The 20,152-nt window shown below is 72.8% G+C and carries 15 protein-coding genes and 1 pseudogene; 8 read left to right on the top strand and 8 right to left on the bottom strand.

Going from position 1 to position 20,152, the window contains the following annotated elements; genetic code table 11:
- Positions 1-17: 17 nt before the first annotated feature.
- The 6 genes from OOK07_RS34015 to OOK07_RS33990 are packed head-to-tail and all read left to right on the top strand — an operon-like array spanning position 18 to position 8,834.
- The gene (locus OOK07_RS34015; protein WP_266685648.1) at positions 18-488 is read left to right on the top strand and encodes a nucleotide exchange factor GrpE; all 471 of its coding nucleotides are present in this window, start codon (positions 18-20) and stop codon (positions 486-488) included.
- Positions 485-2,629: an Hsp70 family protein gene (locus OOK07_RS34010; protein WP_266685647.1), complete on the top strand. Its 2,145-nt coding sequence runs from the start codon at positions 485-487 to the stop codon at positions 2,627-2,629. The genes OOK07_RS34015 and OOK07_RS34010 overlap by 4 nt, the downstream gene beginning before the upstream one ends.
- The gene (locus OOK07_RS34005; protein ID WP_266800292.1) at positions 2,626-4,842 is read left to right on the top strand and encodes an Hsp70 family protein; all 2,217 of its coding nucleotides are present in this window, start codon (positions 2,626-2,628) and stop codon (positions 4,840-4,842) included. Before OOK07_RS34010 ends, OOK07_RS34005 begins: the two co-directional genes overlap by 4 nt.
- A gap of 58 nt (positions 4,843-4,900) precedes the next feature.
- Positions 4,901-6,190, top strand: coding sequence for a hypothetical protein (locus OOK07_RS34000; protein WP_266800290.1), 1,290 nt, complete (start codon positions 4,901-4,903; stop codon positions 6,188-6,190).
- Positions 6,187-6,684 carry a hypothetical protein gene (locus OOK07_RS33995; protein ID WP_266685642.1) on the top strand — a complete coding sequence of 166 codons (498 nt, stop codon included), beginning with the start codon at positions 6,187-6,189 and terminating at the stop codon, positions 6,682-6,684. Before OOK07_RS34000 ends, OOK07_RS33995 begins: the two co-directional genes overlap by 4 nt.
- A 53-nt stretch (positions 6,685-6,737) precedes the next feature.
- Positions 6,738-8,834: a hypothetical protein gene (locus OOK07_RS33990; protein WP_266800289.1), complete on the top strand. Its 2,097-nt coding sequence runs from the start codon at positions 6,738-6,740 to the stop codon at positions 8,832-8,834.
- A 13-nt stretch (positions 8,835-8,847) separates the two neighbouring features.
- On the opposite strand, the gene OOK07_RS33985 is transcribed toward OOK07_RS33990, so the two are convergent.
- The 4 genes from OOK07_RS33985 to OOK07_RS33970 all read right to left on the bottom strand — a co-directional run bounded on the left by OOK07_RS33985 (position 8,848) and on the right by OOK07_RS33970 (position 14,348).
- Positions 8,848-10,200 carry a protein kinase domain-containing protein gene (locus OOK07_RS33985; protein WP_266802119.1) on the bottom strand — a complete coding sequence of 451 codons (1,353 nt, stop codon included), beginning with the start codon at positions 10,198-10,200 and terminating at the stop codon, positions 8,848-8,850.
- Between the two features lie 17 nt (positions 10,201-10,217).
- Complete coding sequence (locus OOK07_RS33980; protein ID WP_266800288.1) at positions 10,218-11,111, bottom strand: protein phosphatase 2C domain-containing protein; 894 nt, start codon at positions 11,109-11,111, stop codon at positions 10,218-10,220.
- Positions 11,108-11,767, bottom strand: a complete 660-nt coding sequence (locus OOK07_RS33975; RefSeq protein ID WP_266523837.1) for a vWA domain-containing protein — start codon at positions 11,765-11,767, stop codon at positions 11,108-11,110. The genes OOK07_RS33980 and OOK07_RS33975 overlap by 4 nt, the downstream gene beginning before the upstream one ends.
- A 196-nt stretch (positions 11,768-11,963) precedes the next feature.
- The gene (locus OOK07_RS33970; RefSeq protein WP_266800286.1) at positions 11,964-14,348 is read right to left on the bottom strand and encodes a GTPase-associated protein 1-related protein; all 2,385 of its coding nucleotides are present in this window, start codon (positions 14,346-14,348) and stop codon (positions 11,964-11,966) included.
- 247 nt (positions 14,349-14,595) lie between these two features.
- Between OOK07_RS33970 and OOK07_RS33965 the strand changes: the two are divergent.
- A pseudogene (locus tag OOK07_RS33965) lies at positions 14,596-14,901 on the top strand (cytochrome P450); the annotation flags it as partial.
- A 91-nt stretch (positions 14,902-14,992) separates the two neighbouring features.
- Here OOK07_RS33965 and OOK07_RS33960 read toward each other — a convergent pair.
- The 3 genes from OOK07_RS33960 to OOK07_RS33950 all read right to left on the bottom strand — a co-directional run bounded on the left by OOK07_RS33960 (position 14,993) and on the right by OOK07_RS33950 (position 17,813).
- The gene (locus OOK07_RS33960) at positions 14,993-16,168 is read right to left on the bottom strand and encodes a damage-control phosphatase ARMT1 family protein (protein WP_266800284.1); all 1,176 of its coding nucleotides are present in this window, start codon (positions 16,166-16,168) and stop codon (positions 14,993-14,995) included.
- 45 nt (positions 16,169-16,213) lie between these two features.
- Positions 16,214-16,861, bottom strand: coding sequence for a ScbR family autoregulator-binding transcription factor (locus OOK07_RS33955; RefSeq protein ID WP_266800282.1), 648 nt, complete (start codon positions 16,859-16,861; stop codon positions 16,214-16,216).
- 70 nt (positions 16,862-16,931) lie between these two features.
- Positions 16,932-17,813, bottom strand: coding sequence for a ScbA/BarX family gamma-butyrolactone biosynthesis protein (locus tag OOK07_RS33950; protein WP_266800280.1), 882 nt, complete (start codon positions 17,811-17,813; stop codon positions 16,932-16,934).
- 286 nt (positions 17,814-18,099) lie between these two features.
- Here OOK07_RS33950 and OOK07_RS33945 point away from each other — a divergent pair, with 286 nt between their 5' ends.
- Positions 18,100-19,029, top strand: coding sequence for a lytic polysaccharide monooxygenase auxiliary activity family 9 protein (locus OOK07_RS33945; RefSeq protein ID WP_266800278.1), 930 nt, complete (start codon positions 18,100-18,102; stop codon positions 19,027-19,029).
- A gap of 18 nt (positions 19,030-19,047) precedes the next feature.
- Here the strand turns inward: OOK07_RS33945 and OOK07_RS33940 are convergent, their stop codons facing one another.
- Positions 19,048-19,701 carry a Tat pathway signal sequence domain protein gene (locus OOK07_RS33940; RefSeq protein WP_266800276.1) on the bottom strand — a complete coding sequence of 218 codons (654 nt, stop codon included), beginning with the start codon at positions 19,699-19,701 and terminating at the stop codon, positions 19,048-19,050.
- Positions 19,702-20,152 lie beyond the last annotated feature (451 nt).

Below are 20,152 nucleotides of genomic sequence, written 5' to 3'. Positions count from 1 at the left end.
ACTTGTTGGGGAGTCCGATGACCGACGCAGACATGGCGGCCGCCCGGCTCGGTTACGACCACGCCAGACAGCTCGCGGCGCGCGAGGCCGCGCACCGGGCGCACCTGGAGCGGCTGTTGCTGCTGTGCGGCGACACCCTCGACGACTTCGACCGGCTGCTGGCCGCCGGTCCGGCGCGGGACGGCGAGGCGTACCGCGGCAGCCTGCGGCTGATCGCCGAGCGCTTCGAGACCGCGCTGCGCGGCGAGGGCCTGGAACCGATCGGTGTCACCGGTGAGAGGGCGGACCCGGCCACCCACCACGTGGTCGAGGTCCGGCCGTCCGTGTCGGCCGCCGAGGACGAGGTCGTCGAGGTACTGCAGCGCGGGTACGGCCACGAGGGCAGGGTTCTGCGGCCGGCGCGCGTGGCGGTCGCCGTACCGGAGGGTGAACGGCACGCCGGGGAACGGCAGTTGACCGAGAAGGAAAGCGAGGGGGAGCAGGAATGACGGCGATCGGTATCGACCTCGGCACCACCAACAGCGTGGTGGCGCGCTACGACCCGGACCGCGGTGAGGCCCAGGTGGTCCGCAACGGCGAGGCGAGCAATCTGACGCCGTCGGTGGTGGGCATGATGCGCCGGGAGGGCTCCGAGTCGCTGCTCGTCGGGCAGCACGCGCTCAACTGGGCCGACCGGCAGCCGCAGGACACGGTGCTGTCGGTGAAGCGGCTGATGGGCCGCGACTTCACGGACGCCAAGGTGGCCCGGGCCCGGGAGAAGCTCAACTACGGGATCGTGCCGGGCAAGGACGACGACCCGCGCGCCCATGTCGTCTTCGGCGGTCGCACCACCACACCGGCGGAGGTCTCCAGCGCGATCCTCGGCAAGCTGGTCAAGGATGCCTCCCGCAACCTCAACGAGGAGGTGACGCATGCGGTGATCACGGTCCCGGCGCACTTCGGTGACGCGCAGCGGGCCGCGACCCGGGAGGCGGCGCAGATCGCCGGGGTCACCGTCAAGAAGGTCATCGACGAGCCGACGGCGGCCGCGATCGCCTTCGGCATGGACAAGCGGGGCGGCGAGCGCAGCCGCATCCTCGTCTACGACCTGGGCGGGGGCACCTTCGACATCTCGGTCCTGGACTCGACCAAGGGGCGTGACGGGACAGCCCAGTTCGCCGTGCGGAAGTTCTCGGGCGACGACTGGCTCGGCGGCGACGACTTCGACCTGGCGGTCGTGGAGCGGATCGCGGAGTGGGTCAAGCAGGAGTGCGGCATCGACCCGTCCGACGACAAGCAGTTCCGGTTCACCGCGAAGAAGTACGCGGAGCAGGCCAAGCGCGAACTCAACGACATGCCCGAGACCGTCATCAACATCCCGGCCGGATTCCGCGGCGACGGCGTGGTGGTCGATGTCTACATGCCGATCACCCAGGCCGAGTTCAGGGAGCTGACGGACCCGCTGGTGCAGCGCACCATGAGCCTGGTCCGCGAGACCCTCGAACAGGACGGGCTGACCACCGCCCAGATCACGGACGTGCTGCTGGTCGGCGGCGGCACGCTGACGCGTTCGGTGTACGAGACGGTGGAGGCGTACTTCGGCAAGGAGAAGGTCCGCCGCACCATCAACCCCATGGAGTGCGTGGCGCTCGGCGCGGGCATCCTGGCCGGGACGCTGGACGGGGTGGAGTGCCCGGCCAAGGACTGCAGGACCGTCAACGACGAGGCGGCGGTGACCTGTTCGGCCTGCGGCGCCAGCCTGGCCAGCGGTCGTTCGGTCGGTTCCACCGGCCTGTACGAAGTGACGGGCGTGGCCATGGGAATCTCCGCCGTGCGCGGCTCGCAGCGCGACGTCTTCGTGCCGATCATCGAGAGCGGCACCGCGTATCCGCTGCCGGAGCCGTGCACCAAGGTGTTCCAGGCGACCGACACCCGGGTCATCAGGGTGCCGGTGTACGAGGGCAACAGCCCGGTGGCGAGCAAGAACCAGGAACAGGGCGTAGTGGAGTTCGAACTGGAGCAGGAGATCGAACTCAACCAGCGCGTGGACGTGTCGTTCAACTACGACGCCGACCGCACCATCACGGTGTCGATCAACGTGCCCGGCACCAACATGTACATGCCTCCTGCCCCGCCCAAGCGCGAGAAGCCCCGCACCCAGCCGCCGGCGCCGACCTTCGAGCCGGACAGCGCCACGCTGCGCCAGCGCCTGGAGTGGGCCAAGCGGGACGCGGAGAAGTTCCTGCAGCGCTACGGCGGTTTCGTCGAGGACCTGCAGGAGATGAAGGTCCGCCGGGACCTGCAGCAGGCCGAGCAGGTGCTGCGGCAGGGCGAGAGCGGCGAGTACAAGCGGCTCACCGAGCTGCTGGTCGACGACATGTACCACAACTGCGGGTTTGCCAGTCAGTTCCTGCACGCCGAGGAGGCCGCGGACGGGGCGCCCCCGGAGACGGCGGGGCTGATCAACGAGACGGTCGGCTATGTGAAGCAGGCGCACGCGGAGGGCAACCGTCTGATGGCCGCCCAGCAGGCCCGCAATCTCGCCAACCTGGTGGCGCAGGCGTATGACGCGCGCCGGGTCTCGGCGTTGCGCGACACGGAACGCTTCGACGGGATCCTGCGGGTCCCCGACGACGCGGCCGACACGTGACGGCGTCGCACGGCCCTCACGGGCCGGGGCACGAGCTGGGGCTCGGGCTCGATTTCGGCAGTACGGGGCTGCGGGCGGCGTTCGGACGGCCCGGCGGGCCGGTGCGGCGGTTCACGCTGTCCGGCACGCGATGGCCGTGGCTGCTGTGCGAGCCGTCGGTGACCGGGCAGCTGCCGGTGACGTTCCCGAGCCTCAAGAGCCGCCTCGGCAGTGGCCGGCCGATCCTCGTCGACGGGGTGCCGACGGCGCCGGAGGAGGTGGTGGCCGGGCTGCTGCGTGAGGCGCGGGAGCGGGCCGAGACGGAGGCCGGCGGCCGGGTCACCCTGACCGTCGTCAGCGTCCCGGTGAGCTACGGGTCGGCCCAGCGGACGGCGTTGCTGGACGCGGCGCGTACGGCGGGGCTCGACTCGGTACGGCTGATCGGCGACGCGATGGCCGCCGTCGTCGGGCACACGGAGGGACGGGGCAGTACGACGTGCCTCGTCTACGGGCTGGGGTACGGCGGGTTCGAGCTCGGGCTGATACGGGGGGCGCGGGGGCGGTACCGGGCGCTCGGGCACGCGTCGGCGTCGTCGACCGGGGGGCGGGCGTTCGACGACGCGGCGCTGACCGGCATGCTGCGGGCCGCCCGGCGGCGGGCGAACCCGGCCCGCCTGGACGAGGCGGACTGGCTGCGGCTGCGGGCGCGGGTGGAGCGGATCCGGGAGGAGCTGTGCGCGTCCGACGGGGCCGGCGGCGCACTCCTCGAACTGGACCTCGGTGGCGGCATACCGGCACAACTCCAGTACGACCGCGAGGTGTTGGCGGCGTATCTGGAGCGCCATGTGCGCCGTACGCTCGCCCGCGCGGGAACGCTGCTTGACCAGTCGGCGATGGACCGGCGGGACGTCGACACGTTGCTGCTGGTGGGTGGCGGCACCCGTCTGGAAGCGGTCCGGTCAGGGGTGCGGGGGCTTGCCCGCGAGACGGTTCCGGCGCCGGCAGACCTCCTGGCCACGGGCGCGCTGCTGCATGCCTCGCAACTCGCCGGCATACCGTCCTCGCCCCTGGAGGGCCTGGCCGTGGAGCCCTCGGACTCCTCCGAGGACACCCTGGCGGAGGCACCGCACCTGTCGGTCACCCTTCTGTCGCCTCCCGCCCCTGCCGCGTCCCTGGATGTCGGCCTGGCCCGCAGGCTGGCGGAGCAGGGACGGGTGGAAGAGGCGAGGACGCTGCTGGAGACGATCCTGGCGGAGGCACGGGGGCTGCTCGTGTCGCTGGCTGACGCCGGGCTTGGCGCGGCGGCCCAGCCGGCTGATGAACACACGGACACAGCCTCGGAATCGGCACCGGCGGGGAGCGCGGCCGACGAATCGGCGGCTGCCGGGTCCGCCACCGGAGGAGCGGTGCCGACGGCCGGGCGCAGGGTGGCCGCGCCGGACTCGGGCTCGGCGGCGACAGGAGCAGAGAAGGAAACAAAGACGGAGACATCCACCGGAGCCGTCGGCCCGGACCCGCGAGCGGCCGGGGGCGGGACCGCAGCGGGTGCGCCTTTTGGGCACACACCCGTCGTACCCGGCTCGGAGCCGACGAGGCCGGCCCCCGGGCAGACCACCGGAACACCGCGCCCGGACCCGTACTCGGCCCCGGACCGGGACCCGGATGCTTCAACCACCGCGCACACACCCGGCCCCCCGGACCGGAAACCCAAGGTGGCCGCCCCCCGTGATGTCGGGCCCGCCGACCCCGGGCCCGCCGGCCCCGAACCCACCGATGCCGAGCACTGGGCCGATCTCAAAGCCGTGCGGCGGCTGACCGTGGCGCGGGATCTGTTGACGGAGGGGCGGTACGAGGAGGCGGTGCAGGCCTCGCATGCCGCCTGGCAGGCCGCCGGGGACGGGACGACGGGCGCCGATGTGCTGGACGCGATGATCGCCGTGCACTGCGCGGCGGCGATGGCCGACTTCTCCCCCGAGCACTTCACCGACGCCGAGCGCTGGCTGCGCTGCGCCTACGGCCACGACCCCACCAACGCCCGGGTGCGCGAGCTGCTCGCCGAGCGCACGTTCCGGCACGCGGAGCGGCTGGCCGGACGCGGGCGGCGGGACGACGCCGTGGAGGCACTGCACCAGTGTCTGACCTGGAATCCCGAACACGCGTCCGCACAAGCCCTGTTGGAACGAATCAGCCGCCGTGGCAGGAACCACCGGGACAGAGGCGGCGTCCCCCGCTGAGGAGCCCGGCAGATCGCAGGAGCACCGGAGGTACCGGTGCTGAGTCAGGAGAACCCGCTTGCCCACCGCAGCCAAACCCCTCGAACCGAGTTTCCTGGACCCCAAGGTGCTGAGCAGGGAACTGACGGCATTGCTCGACAGGCATCCCGACCGACTCGCCGCCCGCCGACCGGAGTTGGCGACTCTCGCCGACGATCTCGAACAGGGCAACAGGCTCCAGTCGTGGGCCGAACTCGCCCTCGTCGAGACCTTCGTACGCCCGGAGAGCCTCACGGCCCCGCCCCTGGGCTCCCCGTCCGGCACACCCTGGTGGCGGCGGGCTCCTCGGGACGGCGTGCTGGAGGCCGTGCTCGGTGTGCTGGTGTTCGTGCCGCTGCTGGTCACCTGGTTCGGGCTGCGCGAAGCGGTGCGCGCCTACGGGGAGTTGAGCCGGGAGGACCCCAAGCAGGCGACCCGTCCCTTCCTGCAGCTGTGGCAGACGGGCTTCGACGGCCATCTGGCGGCGGTGGGCCGGTTCGAGAACGTCGCCCTGATGGCCGTCGTACTGATCACGTTGCTGGTGCTGCTGTCGGTGTGGCACGCGCACGCCCGGACGCGGGCCGAGCGGGAGGAGGAGAGCCGGCACGACGGCGACGAGCGGCTGCTCGGTTCGCTGGCCTCGCTGCTGAGCCGGGTGCAGCTGTGCCTCGCTCCGCACAGGGCCGCCTCTCCGGACCAGTTCTCCAAGGAACTGACCCGTGCCGCCCAGCAGTTGCAGGCTCTGCTGCAGAAGGCCAACGGCAGTCACAAGCGGCTGGCGGACGGCGCGGACGCGGTCGCCAAGGCCACTGACGCGCTGCAGCAGGCGGCCGGGACGCTGTCGGCCGAGGTGCCGCGTCTCGCGACGGCGGCCGACCGCGTCGAGGCCGCCGTGACGGCCGGTACGAGCGCCACGGACCAGGTGCGGCAGGACAGCAAGGAGTCGGCCCGGATCATCGCGGACAAGCTGCAGTCGGCCGCGGGCGAGGTGCAGTCCGCGTTCTCCTCGCTGATCGCCGAGCAGAAGGCGCTCGCGTCCACGTCCGGGGCGACGGCGCAGGCGGCGGAGCAGGCGGCCCGGGCGATCGCCGCGGGCGCCGGACGGACCAACGACGTCGTCGACGGCATGCGGGAGGCGACCGAGCGCTGGGACGCGGCGGCCGCCCACTGGCAGGACGCGGCGGCACGGCTGGACCAGGCGGTCCGCGCCCTGACCGCACGGCAGAACGGCGGCATCCCCGGCCCGAACAACGGCGCGCTCGGGACGCAGGGCACGATGCAGTTGCGCCACGGCGTCGGACACGAACGCCACGAGGGCGGTGACGCGTGAGCGCACGCCCCGGACGCCGCACCCGACGTCCGGGCGTCGTCGTGCTCGCGGGCTGGCTCTTCGCCGACCTGCTGCTGGTACTGGCGCTGGTGTCGATGGCCGACCGCCCGGACCCGCTGGCCAACGCCCGCCCCAAGCCGTCTCCGAGCGCGTCGGGCTCCACATCGCCGTCCCCGACCCCGACGCCGACCGGGCCCCAGGGTGTGTCGCGTTCGCCGGAGCAGTTCCGGGTGCACGGCACGGACAAGGGCGGCCTGGAGCGCCAGATCCGCTCCGGCACCTCCAAGTGGAAGGGCCGTACGGCGGCCCTGGTGCTGACGTTCGGCGGCGGGCAGAGCGGGACGGTGTACGCGCACAGCGTCAACAAGCTGCTCTCCAGGGCGCAGCCGGGCATGTTCGGCAAGCGGATGGCGACGGACGACTTCCACGACCTCAGCGAGCGGCCCGACACGGCGCTGGTGCGCGTGTACTTCTACACGCAGCTCAGCGAGTAGGCGGCGGGCAGGTCACGCGCACACCACCGGACACGAGGGAAGGACCAGGCGGCGTGGCACAGTGGCGGCCCGGGCAGCGGGCGGTATGGGACGAGTCGGGCGAGGGGGCGGCCGCCCGGCCGCCGTTGCCCGATCTGCCCTGCTTCCCCGCGATGCACGGTTACACCAGGCTGCGCGAGGACCTCGACGCGCTGGGCTTCCGGCATGTGGCGGACGCTCTGCGCCCGCCCGCGCCGGCCGCGCACCCGGCCTTCGGCCGTCCCGGGAACGACGACGGCTTCCGGGTCCTGGACGGGCTGTGGTTCCGCGGCCGCGGCATACGGTGGGCGCGGGCCGACGAGGAGTACGTCCGGCAGGCCCGGGACGGCTGGTCCGCCTCCGGCGATCCGCGGGCCGCCGGGGCGGTGGGCGTCGTGGACATATTGGAGGCGTTCGTCCGGCACGACCCGATGGGGCTGCGCCGGCTGCTGCTGTGGCAGCTGGGCTGTCTGCTGCGCGACGGCTCCGCCGGGCCGACCGAGGGGGCGGCCGCCGGCCTCGGGGTGCACCCGGACGAGGCGGGGTATCTGGCGGCGGGGGTGGCCCTGGGCTTTCCCGACGCCGGGCCGGCCCGGGAGTCGGCCGAACTGCTGGGCGACGTATGGCCGAGCAGGCGGCTGCGTCACGCCGAGAAGGTGGCCGCGCAGGTGCCGGACAGCGGCCGGGACCATGTACTGGCGCAGCTTCTGGGCGAGTTGCGCGCGCAGCGCACCGAGGTTCATCAACTGATCGACAAGGCCGCCCGGCTGGAGGCGGGCGGTTCGGTGCGGGCCGCGGCCAAGGCCCGGTTCGAGGCCGTGCGCCGGGCCGTGGACGACCCGGCGGTTCAGGCGGGTCTGCTCGGTGCGGCGGCGCGGGCGGCGGACGTGGCCGGTGCCGTTCCGGGCCCGTACCTGGATGCGGTGCTGGACGAGCGGACGGTACGTCTGTCCTGGCCGACCGCGCTGCCCGGCGCGACGCCGGTCTCGTTCAGCGTGGTGCGCTTCCCGGACGGCGCACCGGGGGACGTGACGGAGCTGGCGGTGCTCGGCGCCGCGGACGGACCGCCGGGAGGCCCCCTGCGGCACACCGACTCGGACGCCCCCGTCGGCCGGCCCGTGCGCTACGCCGTCGTACCGCTGCGTCAGGACGTGATCGCCGGGGTGCCCCTGGCGACGACCGCCCTCGTGATCGCGCCGGACGTGACCGGGGCCGCCGTCTCGCTGGTGCCCGAGGGGCTGCGGCTGCGCTGGCGGGTGGATCCGGCCTGTACGCACGTGGAGGTGGAACGCCGCGCGGAAGGAACGGGGACCGGATGGCCGGAGCTGGTGGAGTGCGAGCGGGAGGAACTGCGGGACGAGCGGCTGCCCGCGGGGGAGTACACGTATGAGATCCGCTGCGGTTATCCGGGGCCGGGCGGTGAGACGGTGTGGTCCGGGGGCGTAAGGGTGCCGGCTCGTGCCGTGGAGTGGCCCGATCAGGTGGAGGACCTGGCGGCCCGGCTCGTCGGCGGCGGCGACCGGGTGGCGTTCACCTGGCGGCCGCCCGAGCAGGGGCTCGGCACGGTGCTGTCCTGGCCGAGCGGGCCGGTGCGCCCGGGCACGGACGTCTCCCGGCGCACGGACCTGACGCCCGTGCCCTCCCCGTCCGTGCCCGAGCCGTCCGTGGAGGTGGCCGTCCCCGAGCGGTCACGGGTCCGGATGACGGCCGTGAGCACCCTGGGCGACCGGGTGCTGACCGGACCGGCGGTGGTGGTCGAAAGGCCGGGCACGGTACGGGATCTGACGGTGCATCGCATCAGTGCCGATCGTGCGGCCGTACGGTTCGGCTGGCCGGAGCCCGCCGTGCTGGTGCTGGTCACCTGGGAGGGCGGCGGCCGCCGCGAGGAGCGCCGGGTGGCCCGCAGCCGCTTCCTCGCCGACGGCCACATGGAGCTTCCGGTGACCTCGGACGCCTACCGGGTGACGGCCTGCGCGGTGCCGCGCCCCGACGCCGTGGCGGTCCCGGCCGACGCCGCCCGCGCGGACCTCCCCGCGGTCGCGGCACCGCCCCGGGTGCTGCCGCCTCCTCCCCCGCTGCCTCCGTATCTCTGGTGGGACCGCTGGCGCCGGTGGTGGCCGTTCCGCCGCTGACGTCCCTCGGCGGTCAGTCGCGTACGACCGCCTCGGCGCCGCCGCCGAGTTCCAGCTGCAGGCCGGTGCTCAGGGCGACGGTGCGGCCGGGGCCGACGTCGTGCACGGAGCCGTCGGAGCGGCGGGCCGTCCAGCTGTTGTGCGAGCGGTTGGTGATGCCGAACCGGCCGCGCTGCTTGGGGTGTTCGGTCACCTCCGCGACGACGGCCGTGAAGTCGTGCCGCTCCGCCTCCACCACCAGGTGGTGGGCGTACAGCCGGGCCTGCGGGCCGAGCCGGACGGACCTGGGCTTGGTGCGCATCGTGCCTGTGCCGATGGTGAGCTGCAGGCGCGGCGGCAGGCTGACCGGGCGGGCGCAGCCCCAGCAGTCCGGGGCGGGACCGTCCGGTTCGGTGAGGTTCTGGCGGCCGCAGGACGCACAGACGCAGACGGTGTCGAGGACCTCGCTGAGCGCGTCGCGCCACTGGCCCTCACGCACCCGCCGGACGGGGTTCTTCAGGCCGTCGGTGAACGTCTCGACGAACAGCCGCTGCAGGATCGGCGGAAGCGCGCCCCACGTGGCCACGACGGTCTGCTGTTCCTCGCGGACCGGGCGGTTGCGGTTGTCGTTCGGGTCGTAGAGGAAGACCGGGTCGGTGCCGTACAGCTTCTTCCGGGCGTTCTCGTCCATGCAGCGGATCTTCAACGCCTCGGCGCCCTCCAGCGGGTGATGGTTCATCAGGAGCAGGAAGAGCAGCACCGCGAGGGAGTGCAGGTCGCTCTGGATGCCGGGCTGGGCGCCCCGGTCGCCGCGGACCAGCTCCGGCGCCATGAAGTCCATCGTGCCGGCGACGCCCGCGGTCTCGCCCTCGAAGACCGCGTTGTCGTTGTCGCAGACGAGGACGTCGCCGGTGCGCGGGTCGAAGAAGATGTTGCCCCAGTTGATGTCCCGGTAGGCGATGCCCCTGCCGTGCAGGGCGCGGTAGGCCTCGACGGTGTGCAGGGCGGCCATGACGAGGGTGCGCTGGGTGGTCGCGGCGAGCGCGGGATCGCGGCGGAACAGCGCGGGCAGGTCATGGAAGCGCTCGGGCCGTACGTCCATGAGGTAGCCGAAACCGGGCAGCTTGCCGTCGGCGTCCACGACGACGGTCTGCGGCCACAGGAAGCGGTCGTCGCTCCAGCCGCAGCCGATGAGGCCTTCGAGGATCTGCCGCTGGCGGCTGTCCGCGAGCTGCGGGTAGTACCACTTCAGAGCACGGTCGCCCTTGCGTGTCCGCACCCGGTAGACCTCGCCCTGGCCACCGGAGCCGAACATGTCGTCGACCTTGACCTTCTCCCCCTGCTCGGTCACCAGGGTCTGCCCGGGGGCGAGCATGCCGTTCACCATGCGGTTCCTCTCGTGGCTCACGTGTGTGGCGCGTCGTTTCGCCGGGGCGCGGCGGAGCCTGCGGCCTCGAAGGCGCCGACGAGTGTCGTGTCGTCGCCGGAGTACTGGGCGGCGTGGCTCAGCCACTCCGTCAGCCGGCTGCGCACCACGGGCATCCCCAGCTCGTGGGCGCGGCCCTGCACGCCGGCCGCGAAGTCGAGGAAGCCCTGGTGGTCGGTGAAGCTCTTGGACAGCCCGTCCGTGGACAGCAGCACCCCCGAGGGGCCCTCACTGGTCAGCGGCTGCCAGTGGCAGCGGGCGCGATGCCAGGACTCGGGCGCGCACAGGGAGTCCGTCTCGTCGCCGAGGTCGGGCCCGGTGTAGAGGGGGGTGTACGGCGTCCCGGCCGCGTCCAGGACGACGACGTCGCCGTCGCCCAGTTGCCAGCACACCAGCAGGCGCCGGGTGAGGACGGCGCCGACGAGGGTGCTGCCGTAGGCGGTGAGGTCGGGGCCCCTGGTCGTGTGCCGGGGCGCGCCGTGGGCCGGGGAATTGCAGTCGTGCAGGGTGGCGCGCTCGTACCAGCGGTGGGCGACCAGTTGGGGCAGCCGCCGGGCCTCGGCGCGCAGTTCCGCGAGCGAGTTCCACCATGGGCTGTGGTCGTCGTGCTGTTCGGCCTCGTCGTCGAAGCGCACCGCGGCGGCCGCGAACTCCTGGGCGCAGGCGGTGAATTCATCGATGGCCCAGCGGGCTCCGAGGTCACTGCGGAAGTGGGGTGCCGAGCCGTGTCCGTCGGCGACGGCGAGCACGACGGCGCGGCCGCCGGCCACGTGCCGTGCGGCGCAGCGGTCCTGGCTGTACTTCTTCGCCGCGCCCTTCACCTCGCCCTTGAGCAGTTCCCACGGCTCGGCCGGTGCCACGACGCCGGTCACCAGATGGGGTCTTCGTCCTCGTCCTTGCCCAGGGCGACGGGCGGCGGGGCCTGGACCGGGCCGCCGCCGTCGGTCTTGGGCGTGGAGGCGGCCTTCACCGCGGTGGACATCCAGCGGATGGCGGCGGCCAGCTGGCGCGGGTTCTTCGCCTGCAGCGGCTCCAGCTCCGGGTTGGCCAGGAACTCCTTGAGCATGCTCTTGTCGGCGTCGTCGCCGATGGCGAGGGCGACGCGCACCGCCCGCTTGCCCCAGGGCGTGTCGTCGATGGAGCGCAGCCCGGAGCGCCAGTCGTCGGTGGGCTGGCCGTCGGAGACCAGCGCGAGGACCGGGGGCAGGGCGCGCTGCGGCATGGGCGGCGTCTGCAGCGCGCCGGCCGCCAGCCGGAACGCCGCGCCCATGTCGGTGCCGCCGTAGGTGTGCAGGTCCTCCCAGGTGAACTGGTCCACCGGGGTCGGGTCGTTGATGTGCCAGCTGGCTCCGCTGGCGAAGGAGACGGCACGGACGAGCAGGGTGGCTCCGGGATTGGACCGGGCGGCCGACTGCATTTCCGGGATCGCCTCGCGGATGGCGAAGTTCAGCTCGGCGATCTTTCCGTTCACGCTCATCGAGCCGGAGCAGTCCAGCAGCCAGATGAAATGGACGGGGCGGCTCGCCATGCTGCCGCCCGGCAGGTCGAAGGTGTCGCTCACGCTGGTCCTCTCCCCCGAGGTCAGGCCGGGCCGGCCTGGACTTCCTTCAGGACAAGCCTAGTTGAGAATGGGGGCGAAGATCTGGTGCCTGGGACGATTGAGGAGACGAGGGGAGACAGAGGGGTGTTCACCGGTTTCACATGCGCCCCGTGTGCGCCCCCTGTCACCGCAGGCGACGGCGCCATTCGGTCCAGGCCCGTACCCAGTCCTCGCCGACATCGCGTTTGAGGAAGGCGAGCACCTCGTCGTTGCCTCGCTCGCCCAACTGGGGCAGCACGGAGCCGATGACGTCGTGGAGCAGGTCCTCGGCCGTGTCCCGCCAGCCTCCGGTGGCGCCCTCCTGGTCGCTGCGCCAGACGACGAACAGGGCGGCCACACGCCGCGGTTCGCACAGCGCCGCGGGTTCCAGCGCGCCCTGGGCGTCGGCCACGGCGGCCCGGTAGTGGCGCAGCCGCCCCACATGGCCGGTGGCGAGATAGCGCAGCGCGCGGGAACGGCGCAGCTCTTCGGGGCCGAGTTGGGCCAGACCGCTGGCGAGCCAGCGGTCGATCGCGTCCTGCAGCACACTGCCCAGGCCCCGAGCCTGATGTTCCAGCGTGGGCAGGTGCTCCATCACGCGCTGCACGGACTCGTTCCGGTGTGCGAAGTCCCAGGTCAGTACGATGAGTTGGGCGGTGGCCCGCTCCGAGCGGTTGTACCGGGGGGAGCGGGCACTGGCCCGGGCGAAGTCGACGAGGGACTGGTCGGGCGCCGACGGGTGCCTGAGCCAGTGGGTGAGTCGGATCTCCATCGCCTCCTCGACGATCAGCCGGGGCGGACAGACTTCGGTGACCCTGCTCTGGTCGGAGTTGGGCGGGAAACCGTTCTGCGGCCAGACCAGCGCCCACATGATCCGCAGGGTGGATCCGTCGGACACCTGGCCGTCCAGATGCCGCTTGGCCAGCTGTACCCACAGGTCGGCCCCCTCCAGGCGGTGCAAGTGTTTGAGGTTCGCCGCCGACACGGCGAGGCGGATGACGAGGGGTGCCCCGTCGAGATACGGGCGCAGCCAGTCGCCGTAGGAGGCCGCCAGGTCGCGCAACGCCCGGACACGGCGATCCGTCAGGTCCCGGGCCAGCCGGTCCAGGACCCGGCGGACCAGCCCGCCGTGGTTCACCGCCGCGAGCAGGGCCACCGCGTCGGCACAGGCGCGCCGGGCCTCGGGGCTGCTCAGGGCGCCCGCGATCTTGTCCACTGCCTCGTCCAGGGCGGAACTCCGGTCACCCCCGCCCGCAAGGACGGCACGCAGCGGCTTCTCCCAGGCGTCGAACGGGTAGCGCAGCATCTTGCGCAGCTCGTCCTCGGGCGGCGGCCCGAGCTCCGAGCGCAGGGTGCGCCAGGTCCCCTCGTCCAGCGGCAGGTCCGTGCAGGCCTCCAGCGCCGGTACGACGTCCTGCGGGTCCGCCGCCCTGACCCGGCTGCGGGCCAGGGCGGCGGCGAGCGGCTGGACGGCGTCGGGCCGGTGCTCGGCGATCCGCCGGGCGATCACGGCAAGGTGCTGGGCCGCGTCGTCTGTGCGGCCGTGCTCGGCGGCGCGGACGGCGGCGGCCAGGATCTCGCGCAGCGCGTCCTCGGGGAGGTCGCCGAGGGCGTGCCAGGTGCGGACGGCGAGGGCCCGGCGGACGAGAGGGAGGAGGGCGAAGGGATCCTGGGGGGCGCCGGTGTCCGGGACCTGTGCGCCGGACCGTTCGGCGTCGGTGCCCTCGACCGGCTCGTCGGGCCGTGGGACGACTCCTTCCCGCCAGAGCCAGGCGGCCACCTGCGCCCAGGGGTCGGACAGGGGCGGGCTGCCGCGGCCGTCCAGGCCGTCGTGCACCCGGAAGAGATGGGTGACGGTCGCGACGTCGTGCCGGTCGAAGAGGTCGGCGTCCGTGTCCGGGCCGATGCCGACGACCTGCTGGGGTGCGACACCCGGGTCCGCGGAATGGGTGGTGAACGTCAGCGCCCTCGCGTAGTGGACGGGCAGGGAGGCGCAGGCGAGGGCGATCCAGCGGGCCACGGTCTCCTGGTCCCGCTCGGCCACCACGATCTGGCGGCCGGCGGGGTCGGCGAACAGCCTGCGCACGTCGGCGAGGAACGGAGCGACGCGCCGGCCCTGGTCGGCGGCGAACTTCACCAGCAGCGCCTCGTCCCAGCACCGGGTGTCCGGTGCGAACGCCTCGTCGCCGGTCCCGCCCAGGGTGCTGGGCCGCCAGGCGTCGACGGGCCAGCGCCGCCGTGGGCCGTCGGCGTCGCCGGCGTCGTCGGCCTCGTAGCGAGCGTCGACGCGCAACCCGTCCGACTCCTCGTCCGGGCGTGCGCTGCACAGGAGTCCGCCGCCGGCGCGGTGGGGCAGCCGGGTGTAGCTGAGCGCGGCTCCCACGGCGGGCGCGGCGCGGTGCGTGACCGAGATGATCCGCTGCATCAGGTCGTCCGGCACGCCCTCGGGCACCTCGGTGACGGGGGTGAGCCGGTCGGCACCCGAGTCGGGGTCGCGCAGGAGCACGTAGCTGAGTTCACGGATGGCCATGCCCCGATTCTGGCGATCCGCGCCGAACACCGCAGGAGGACCGGCAAGTTGGCACGGGGCGCACAGAAGCGGACGCCGCCCCTCACCCCCCGGACCACGGCCTGCCGTTCCCCTCGGCTCCCCGCCGACCCGGGCCGGACCTGCCGCGCTCCCTCCGGCGCGCCGCTCAATTCCACAGGGGTGCCCCCGGCGGCCCACCCAGCGCGCTCCCTTGCCGAAGCCCCGTCCACCACGTCACGGTGGCTTCATGAACGTGCGCGAGGCACCGCCGGTTCCGGACGTCTTCGATCCGCGGCAGTACGCCGCCGGGGTGCCCCACGCCGCCTATCGCGTGCTGCGCGACCACCACCCGGTGGCCTGGCAGGAGGAGCGGGAGCTGCTGGGGTGGCCCGCGGGTGCGGGCTTCTGGGCGGTGACCCGGCACGCGGACGTCTTACGCGTGCTCAAGGACTCGGCCACGTACTCCTCACACCTCGGCGCGACCCAGATCCGCGATCCCGACCCGGCCGACCTTCCCTTCATCCGGCGCATGATGCTCAATCAGGACCCGCCGGGCCGGCCAGGCGGCTGACCTCCAATTTCATCAATGGGCTCAAGTCGCTGCCGATACGGGTGATGTGAGGCTCAGTGGCGGACGCGGGCGCTCACCCGCGGACCTGGATGAGGGCGTGTGTGCCACCCGTCCGCCACCGCTGCTCCTCGGCCGCCACGAGCGCGGCCTCCGTGCCGGGGTCCAGGCCGGTGATCACGTCGGACTTCAGGGTGCGCAGTGCGGCGACCGGCCCGGGGAAGCGGGCGGTCACCTCGCCGAAGGGCGTGGTCGGGGGCCAGAGCCGGTCGCCCACCAGGCGGCGGTAGTTGAGGTCGCCCTTCACGATGGTCACGGTGGCCGTCGCGAGTTGCGCGCGAAGGTCGTCGGGCATGTCCGCGAACGGCAGCGGTGCGGCGGAGAAGGGGTGGGCGCGGACCATGAGGCGGCCGTCCGTCATCGCCGACCACAGGATGCGGCCGTACTCGGCGGCGGCCCCCTGGGCGCCGGTCAGCCTGCGCAGCGCGTCGAGGACATCGGCCGTCGTGGCGTCGGATACGTAGTACGGGTACGGCTTGACGTGCAGGACGGCACGTCCGACGCGCCCGCGTTCGAGGAGGTGGGCGATGAGGAGCAGGTCGGGGATGAGCTCGCGGCCCGCGTTGTCGGCGATCAGGCACAGCGTGCCCGCGCCGGACGGCGGGAGCAGCGACCAGAGTGTCTCGCTGTCGTCGGCGACCAGGCCCGGGGCTGCGCCCGGGGTGCCTGTTTCGGCGCCGGCGGCGGAGAGGCGGAAGCCGAGGTCTGCGCGGTTGCCCCACAGGGAGCCGTGCAGCAGGGCCCGGTCCTGGTCCTCGGCGGACAGGGCGTCGAGCGCGGCCAGTTCCTGGCCCGTCTCCCGGGAGTCGAGCTCGGCCAGCTTGAAGGGGCGGAACGGATCGATGCCCTGCCAGGGTCCGGTGCCGAAGTAGCCGACGGCGCTGAGGAGCTGGCGGTAGAAGTAGCTCTCCGACCATAGCCAGGGGATGTCGTACCAGGAGCGGCCGACGTACTCCGTGCTGCCCCACGACTCCCAGCGGACCCGGTCGTGCGCCTCGGCGGGCAGCGGTTCGACGACGCCCTCGGTGCAGTTCGCGAGGAGCGCGTCGAGTGCGCGGTGCTGTGCGGGGCCGTACGGGAAGGCCTCCCGTACCTGCCGGATGATCGCGGGATGCCGCTCGGCGAGCACGCTGTGCGGGAACGAACCCGGCTCGTTGCCGAGGATCAGGGGCGCGGGCGGGGTTTCGGGCATGCGCCTCACCCTAGGGCCTGGGCCCGCGCAGGCTCCGTCGCCACCTCAGCCCGTTCTTATCTCCCGCTCCAGGCGGGCGGCGAGGCTCAGGTAGCGGGCGCGGCGGGGCACCGGGACCAGGCCGCGGATCATGACGTGCCACATCTCGGCCAGCCTGCGGGGCTGGCGGCCGACGGGTTCGAGGGAGCGGCCCACGACGCGGGTGCCGACGAAGAAGCTGACGAGGGAGTGCGCGACGGCTTCTACGTCGACGTCCGGGTGGACGTCGGCCTCCTTGATGGCGCCGAGGAGTCTGCGGGTGGCCATGTCCCGCCACTCGGTGAACGGGTGCTTCAGCGGCGGCCGCACCGCGACTCCCCCGGTGGCGAGCCGGAGCCCGGCCCGCGGGACCGGGCCCTCGACGGACAGCCGGGCGATGCCGAAGGTGGCGCGCATCAGGCTTTCGAGCGAGGAGTAGCCCCGGCCGTCCAGGTCCTTCGTCACCTCGTGCCAGGCCTTCGACTGCAACTCCATGATCGCGTGGGCCAGGTCCTCCTTCGCGGCGAAGTGGAAGTACAGGGCGCCCTTGGTGACTTGGGCGTGATCGACGATGTCGCTGAGGCTGGTCGACTCGTAGCCGTGACGGTCGAACAGGTCGGCTGCGGCTGTGATGATCGTCGCGCGGGTCTGCTCGGCGCGTAACTGCCTCGCCATCGACTGAACACTCCTGGGGCTGGAAAGAACGGGTCGTGCTGTTTGTTTCTCACTCCCCGTGAACGATATCTCACCGTGCGGCGGCGTCGACCAGGCACTCGAAGACCGTCGACTCGCCCTGTCTTCCCCGGACTTCGAGGTCCGTCCCGTGCCCCTCGGTCACCTCGATCCAGGTGGGTCTGTCCAGCTCGGCATACTGATGGAAGGCAGCGTGGAAGGACGCGGGCCCGGCCGGGCCGGCGGTGCGGGCGCGGGCGGCCTGGCGGGCCGCCTCCAGGAGCAGCATGCCGGGCACATGGTCGAGCGGATGGTCGAAGAAAACAGGATGGGCGGTATCTACCCGCAGTTGTCGGCGGCCGTGGCGGTCGGGCGGGGCGAGCACGACATCCGTGGGCAGGGCGCGGCCCACGACGCCGGCGGGCAGGGCCGACGGGAGCGGCACTGCGCAGACGGTCGCCGCGGTCCGGCCGCCGCGGAGTCTGCGGTAGACGGACTCGCTGGTCCAGCTGACCGCGATGTGCGCGCTCGCGACGCGCTCGCCGCCCAGGCGTACGACGGTGTCGTAGCGGAGCGCGGTGGGGCGCCCCGCGCGGTGGCGGACGTCGAAGGCGGTGACGTCGAGGACGGGTTCGGCGGGTGCGGCACCCACGGCGAGATGCTCGGGGCGGGTGCTGAGGCGCAGTTCCTTGAGGACGAAGCAGTGGTCGAGCGGGGCGCCGTACGCGGCGTGCGCGAGGAGGGCCCCGCACTGGCGGACGGTCTCCGCGACGAGCAGTGGCTCGTACGCGGACCGGTCCGGCGACACGTGTAACTGGTGTGCTCGGGGCCACTGCGCGAACAGCCTGAACCTGTCGGCTCCGGTCCGCTGCCAGTCGGTGAGAAACGTTTCCGCGACGGCTGCCCGGTGGACGAGCTGACGGGGCACGGTGGCCGTCAGGATCGGTTGAGGCATGTTGCTCCCTCGGTCCCCGAAAGCGGATGACAGACCAGACGGAGCGGTGCCCGTGCCGGTGACCGTCAGAGTACGAGGCGACCGGTTGGTTTTCAATGAGACGTCGGTGGCGTCGTGAGGCGTCCGGCGCAGGTGAACGGCCGGCGGGCCGCCCGGCATCCCGGCCACACCTTCCTTGACGGGGGCGGCGGTTGAGTGGGGCCAGGGACAGTGGTGAACGGGCCGCACCGATTTTCCGTACTCCCCGCAAGCACACCGTTCCGCGCCGGCCGAGGAGACGTTCCGGATGCCCCGGATGACCGCACACCGCACCGCCCTGACGGCCGCCCTCGTGACCCCGCTCCTGCTGCCCCTGTGGGCGGCCGGCCCCGCGCAGGCGCACGGCGCACCCACCGATCCCGTCAGCCGGGTCTACGCCTGCTCACCCGACGGCGGCGGCAACGCGCGGTCGGCGGCCTGCAAGGCGGCCGTCGCCGCGAACGGCGCCCCCTTCACCCTGTGGGACAACCTGCGGGTGCCGGACGTGGCCGGCCGGGACCGCCAGGTCATCCCCGACGGAAAGCTGTGCAGCGGTGGGCTGAGCGCCTACAAGGGGCTCGACCTGGCCCGCTCCGACTGGCCGTCGACGACGCTGAAGCCGGGCGCGGCGCTGACGATGAAATACGCCTCGACGATCCCGCACACCGGCACGTTCAAGCTCTATCTCACCAAGCCCGGCTACGACCCCAGGAAGCCGCTGACCTGGTCCGAACTCCCGGAGCAGCCGTTCGCGGCGGTCAAGGACCCGGCACTGGCGAACGGCGCGTACCGCATCACGGCGAAGCTGCCGTCCGACCGGACCGGGCACCACGTGCTCTTCACGATCTGGCAGAACAGCAGCACGACGGACACCTACTACTCGTGCTCGGACGTGGTGTTCGCGGCGGCCGGGAGCGGCACGGGCGGCGGCACCGAGGCGCCGGCCTCCGCGGGCGGCGGCAAGAAGGGCGCGAGCGCCGGCCCTTCGGCGACGCCCGAGCGCCGTACGACTCCGTCCCGGAGCACCGAGACCGCGGCGAGCCCGCAGAAGGACACCTCCGCCCCCGACAGCACCCCGGTGGCCTCGGTCTCCGCCGACGACTCGGGGCCCTCCGCGCCCATGCTGGCGGGCGGCGCCGCTGCGGTGCTGGTGCTCACCGGCGGCGCCGCCCTGGCGCTGCGTCTGCGTCGACGCTGAACTTCCTTTGTTCTTACGTCAGTTGACGTAGACAGCCGCGCCGTTGTCCGTGACCGGGGCGTACTTGGCGGTGAAGTAGCCGTTGCTGAAGCACAGCGACGAGCCGGACGTCTTGGTGAAGTGCTGGCTGGTGAAGTTGATGCTGTTGTCGTCGTTGTTCGTCGTGCCGGTCAGGCTGGGGGCCTGGTAGACGCAGGTGATGCTGCCCAGCAGGGTGGTCAGCTTGACCGTGGTCTGGATGGTGGAGCCGTCGGCCGGAGCCACGGTGAGGGCACCGCCGGAGGCCACGGTGGTGGTGTACGGCAGGTTGTCGACCGAGATGCTCTTGACGCCGAGCACGCCGACGACGTTGCTGGTGCAACTGCTGCTGTCGAAGGTCTGCCCGGTGACCGACTCGGTGGCCGTGCCCGGCGCGGCGGGGTTGTCGGCGACGGTCGCGGTGAACGTCGACGAGGTGCACTTGACGCCGCTGGTGCCGGTCGCGCTGGAGTAGAGGGTGGCGCTGGTGCCGCCGGCCAGTGGCGCGCTGAGGACGTCGCCGACCGCGACGGCGGCGCCATCGGCCGAACCGGTGGTCAGGACCGCGGTGTCGGCCGCCGAGGCGGGCAGGGCGGCGGGGATCGAGAGGGCGGCGACAGCGCCGATGAGGGTGATGAGAGTGCGAGTACGCATGCGGGGGTCTCTCTTTTCTGAGATGCGGGGGCCGAAAGTGGCGTGGGAGGACGCGAGTCCGCGTCCGCCGCTGCCGGTCCGTGGCGCCTTCTCCGTACGCGACGGGCCGGCAACGGCAACCGGCCGGTGAGCGGCCGAAGACCCGTGGGAAGGGCCGTCTGCCGAAACCGGGCGGGGAGGGGCGGTCCGCACGGGCCAGGGGGGAAGTGGCCCGTGCGGGACCGTCGGGGGCATGAGGGCGTGGGGGCGTGAGGGGTTCCGGGAACGCGGACCACTGCCGCGTGGCCGGATCCGGCGCCACGGATCCTGGGGGAAGCCAGGGCAAGTTGTAGACCTGAGTGTCAGTCAACGTCAAGGCACCACAAGGCAGTTGACGATCGTTCAAGGGTGAGACGGGGGGCCCACACCACTCAAGGAGGCACAGGTGGGGCACAACCGACACTCTTTTTCC

Origin of the sequence: Streptomyces sp. NBC_00078 (assembly GCF_026343335.1) — a bacterium.
Classification (GTDB): Bacteria; Actinomycetota; Actinomycetes; order Streptomycetales; family Streptomycetaceae; genus Streptomyces.
Note: the sequence above shows the minus strand (reverse complement) of the source record. Positions and strands in the feature narration are given on the sequence as shown.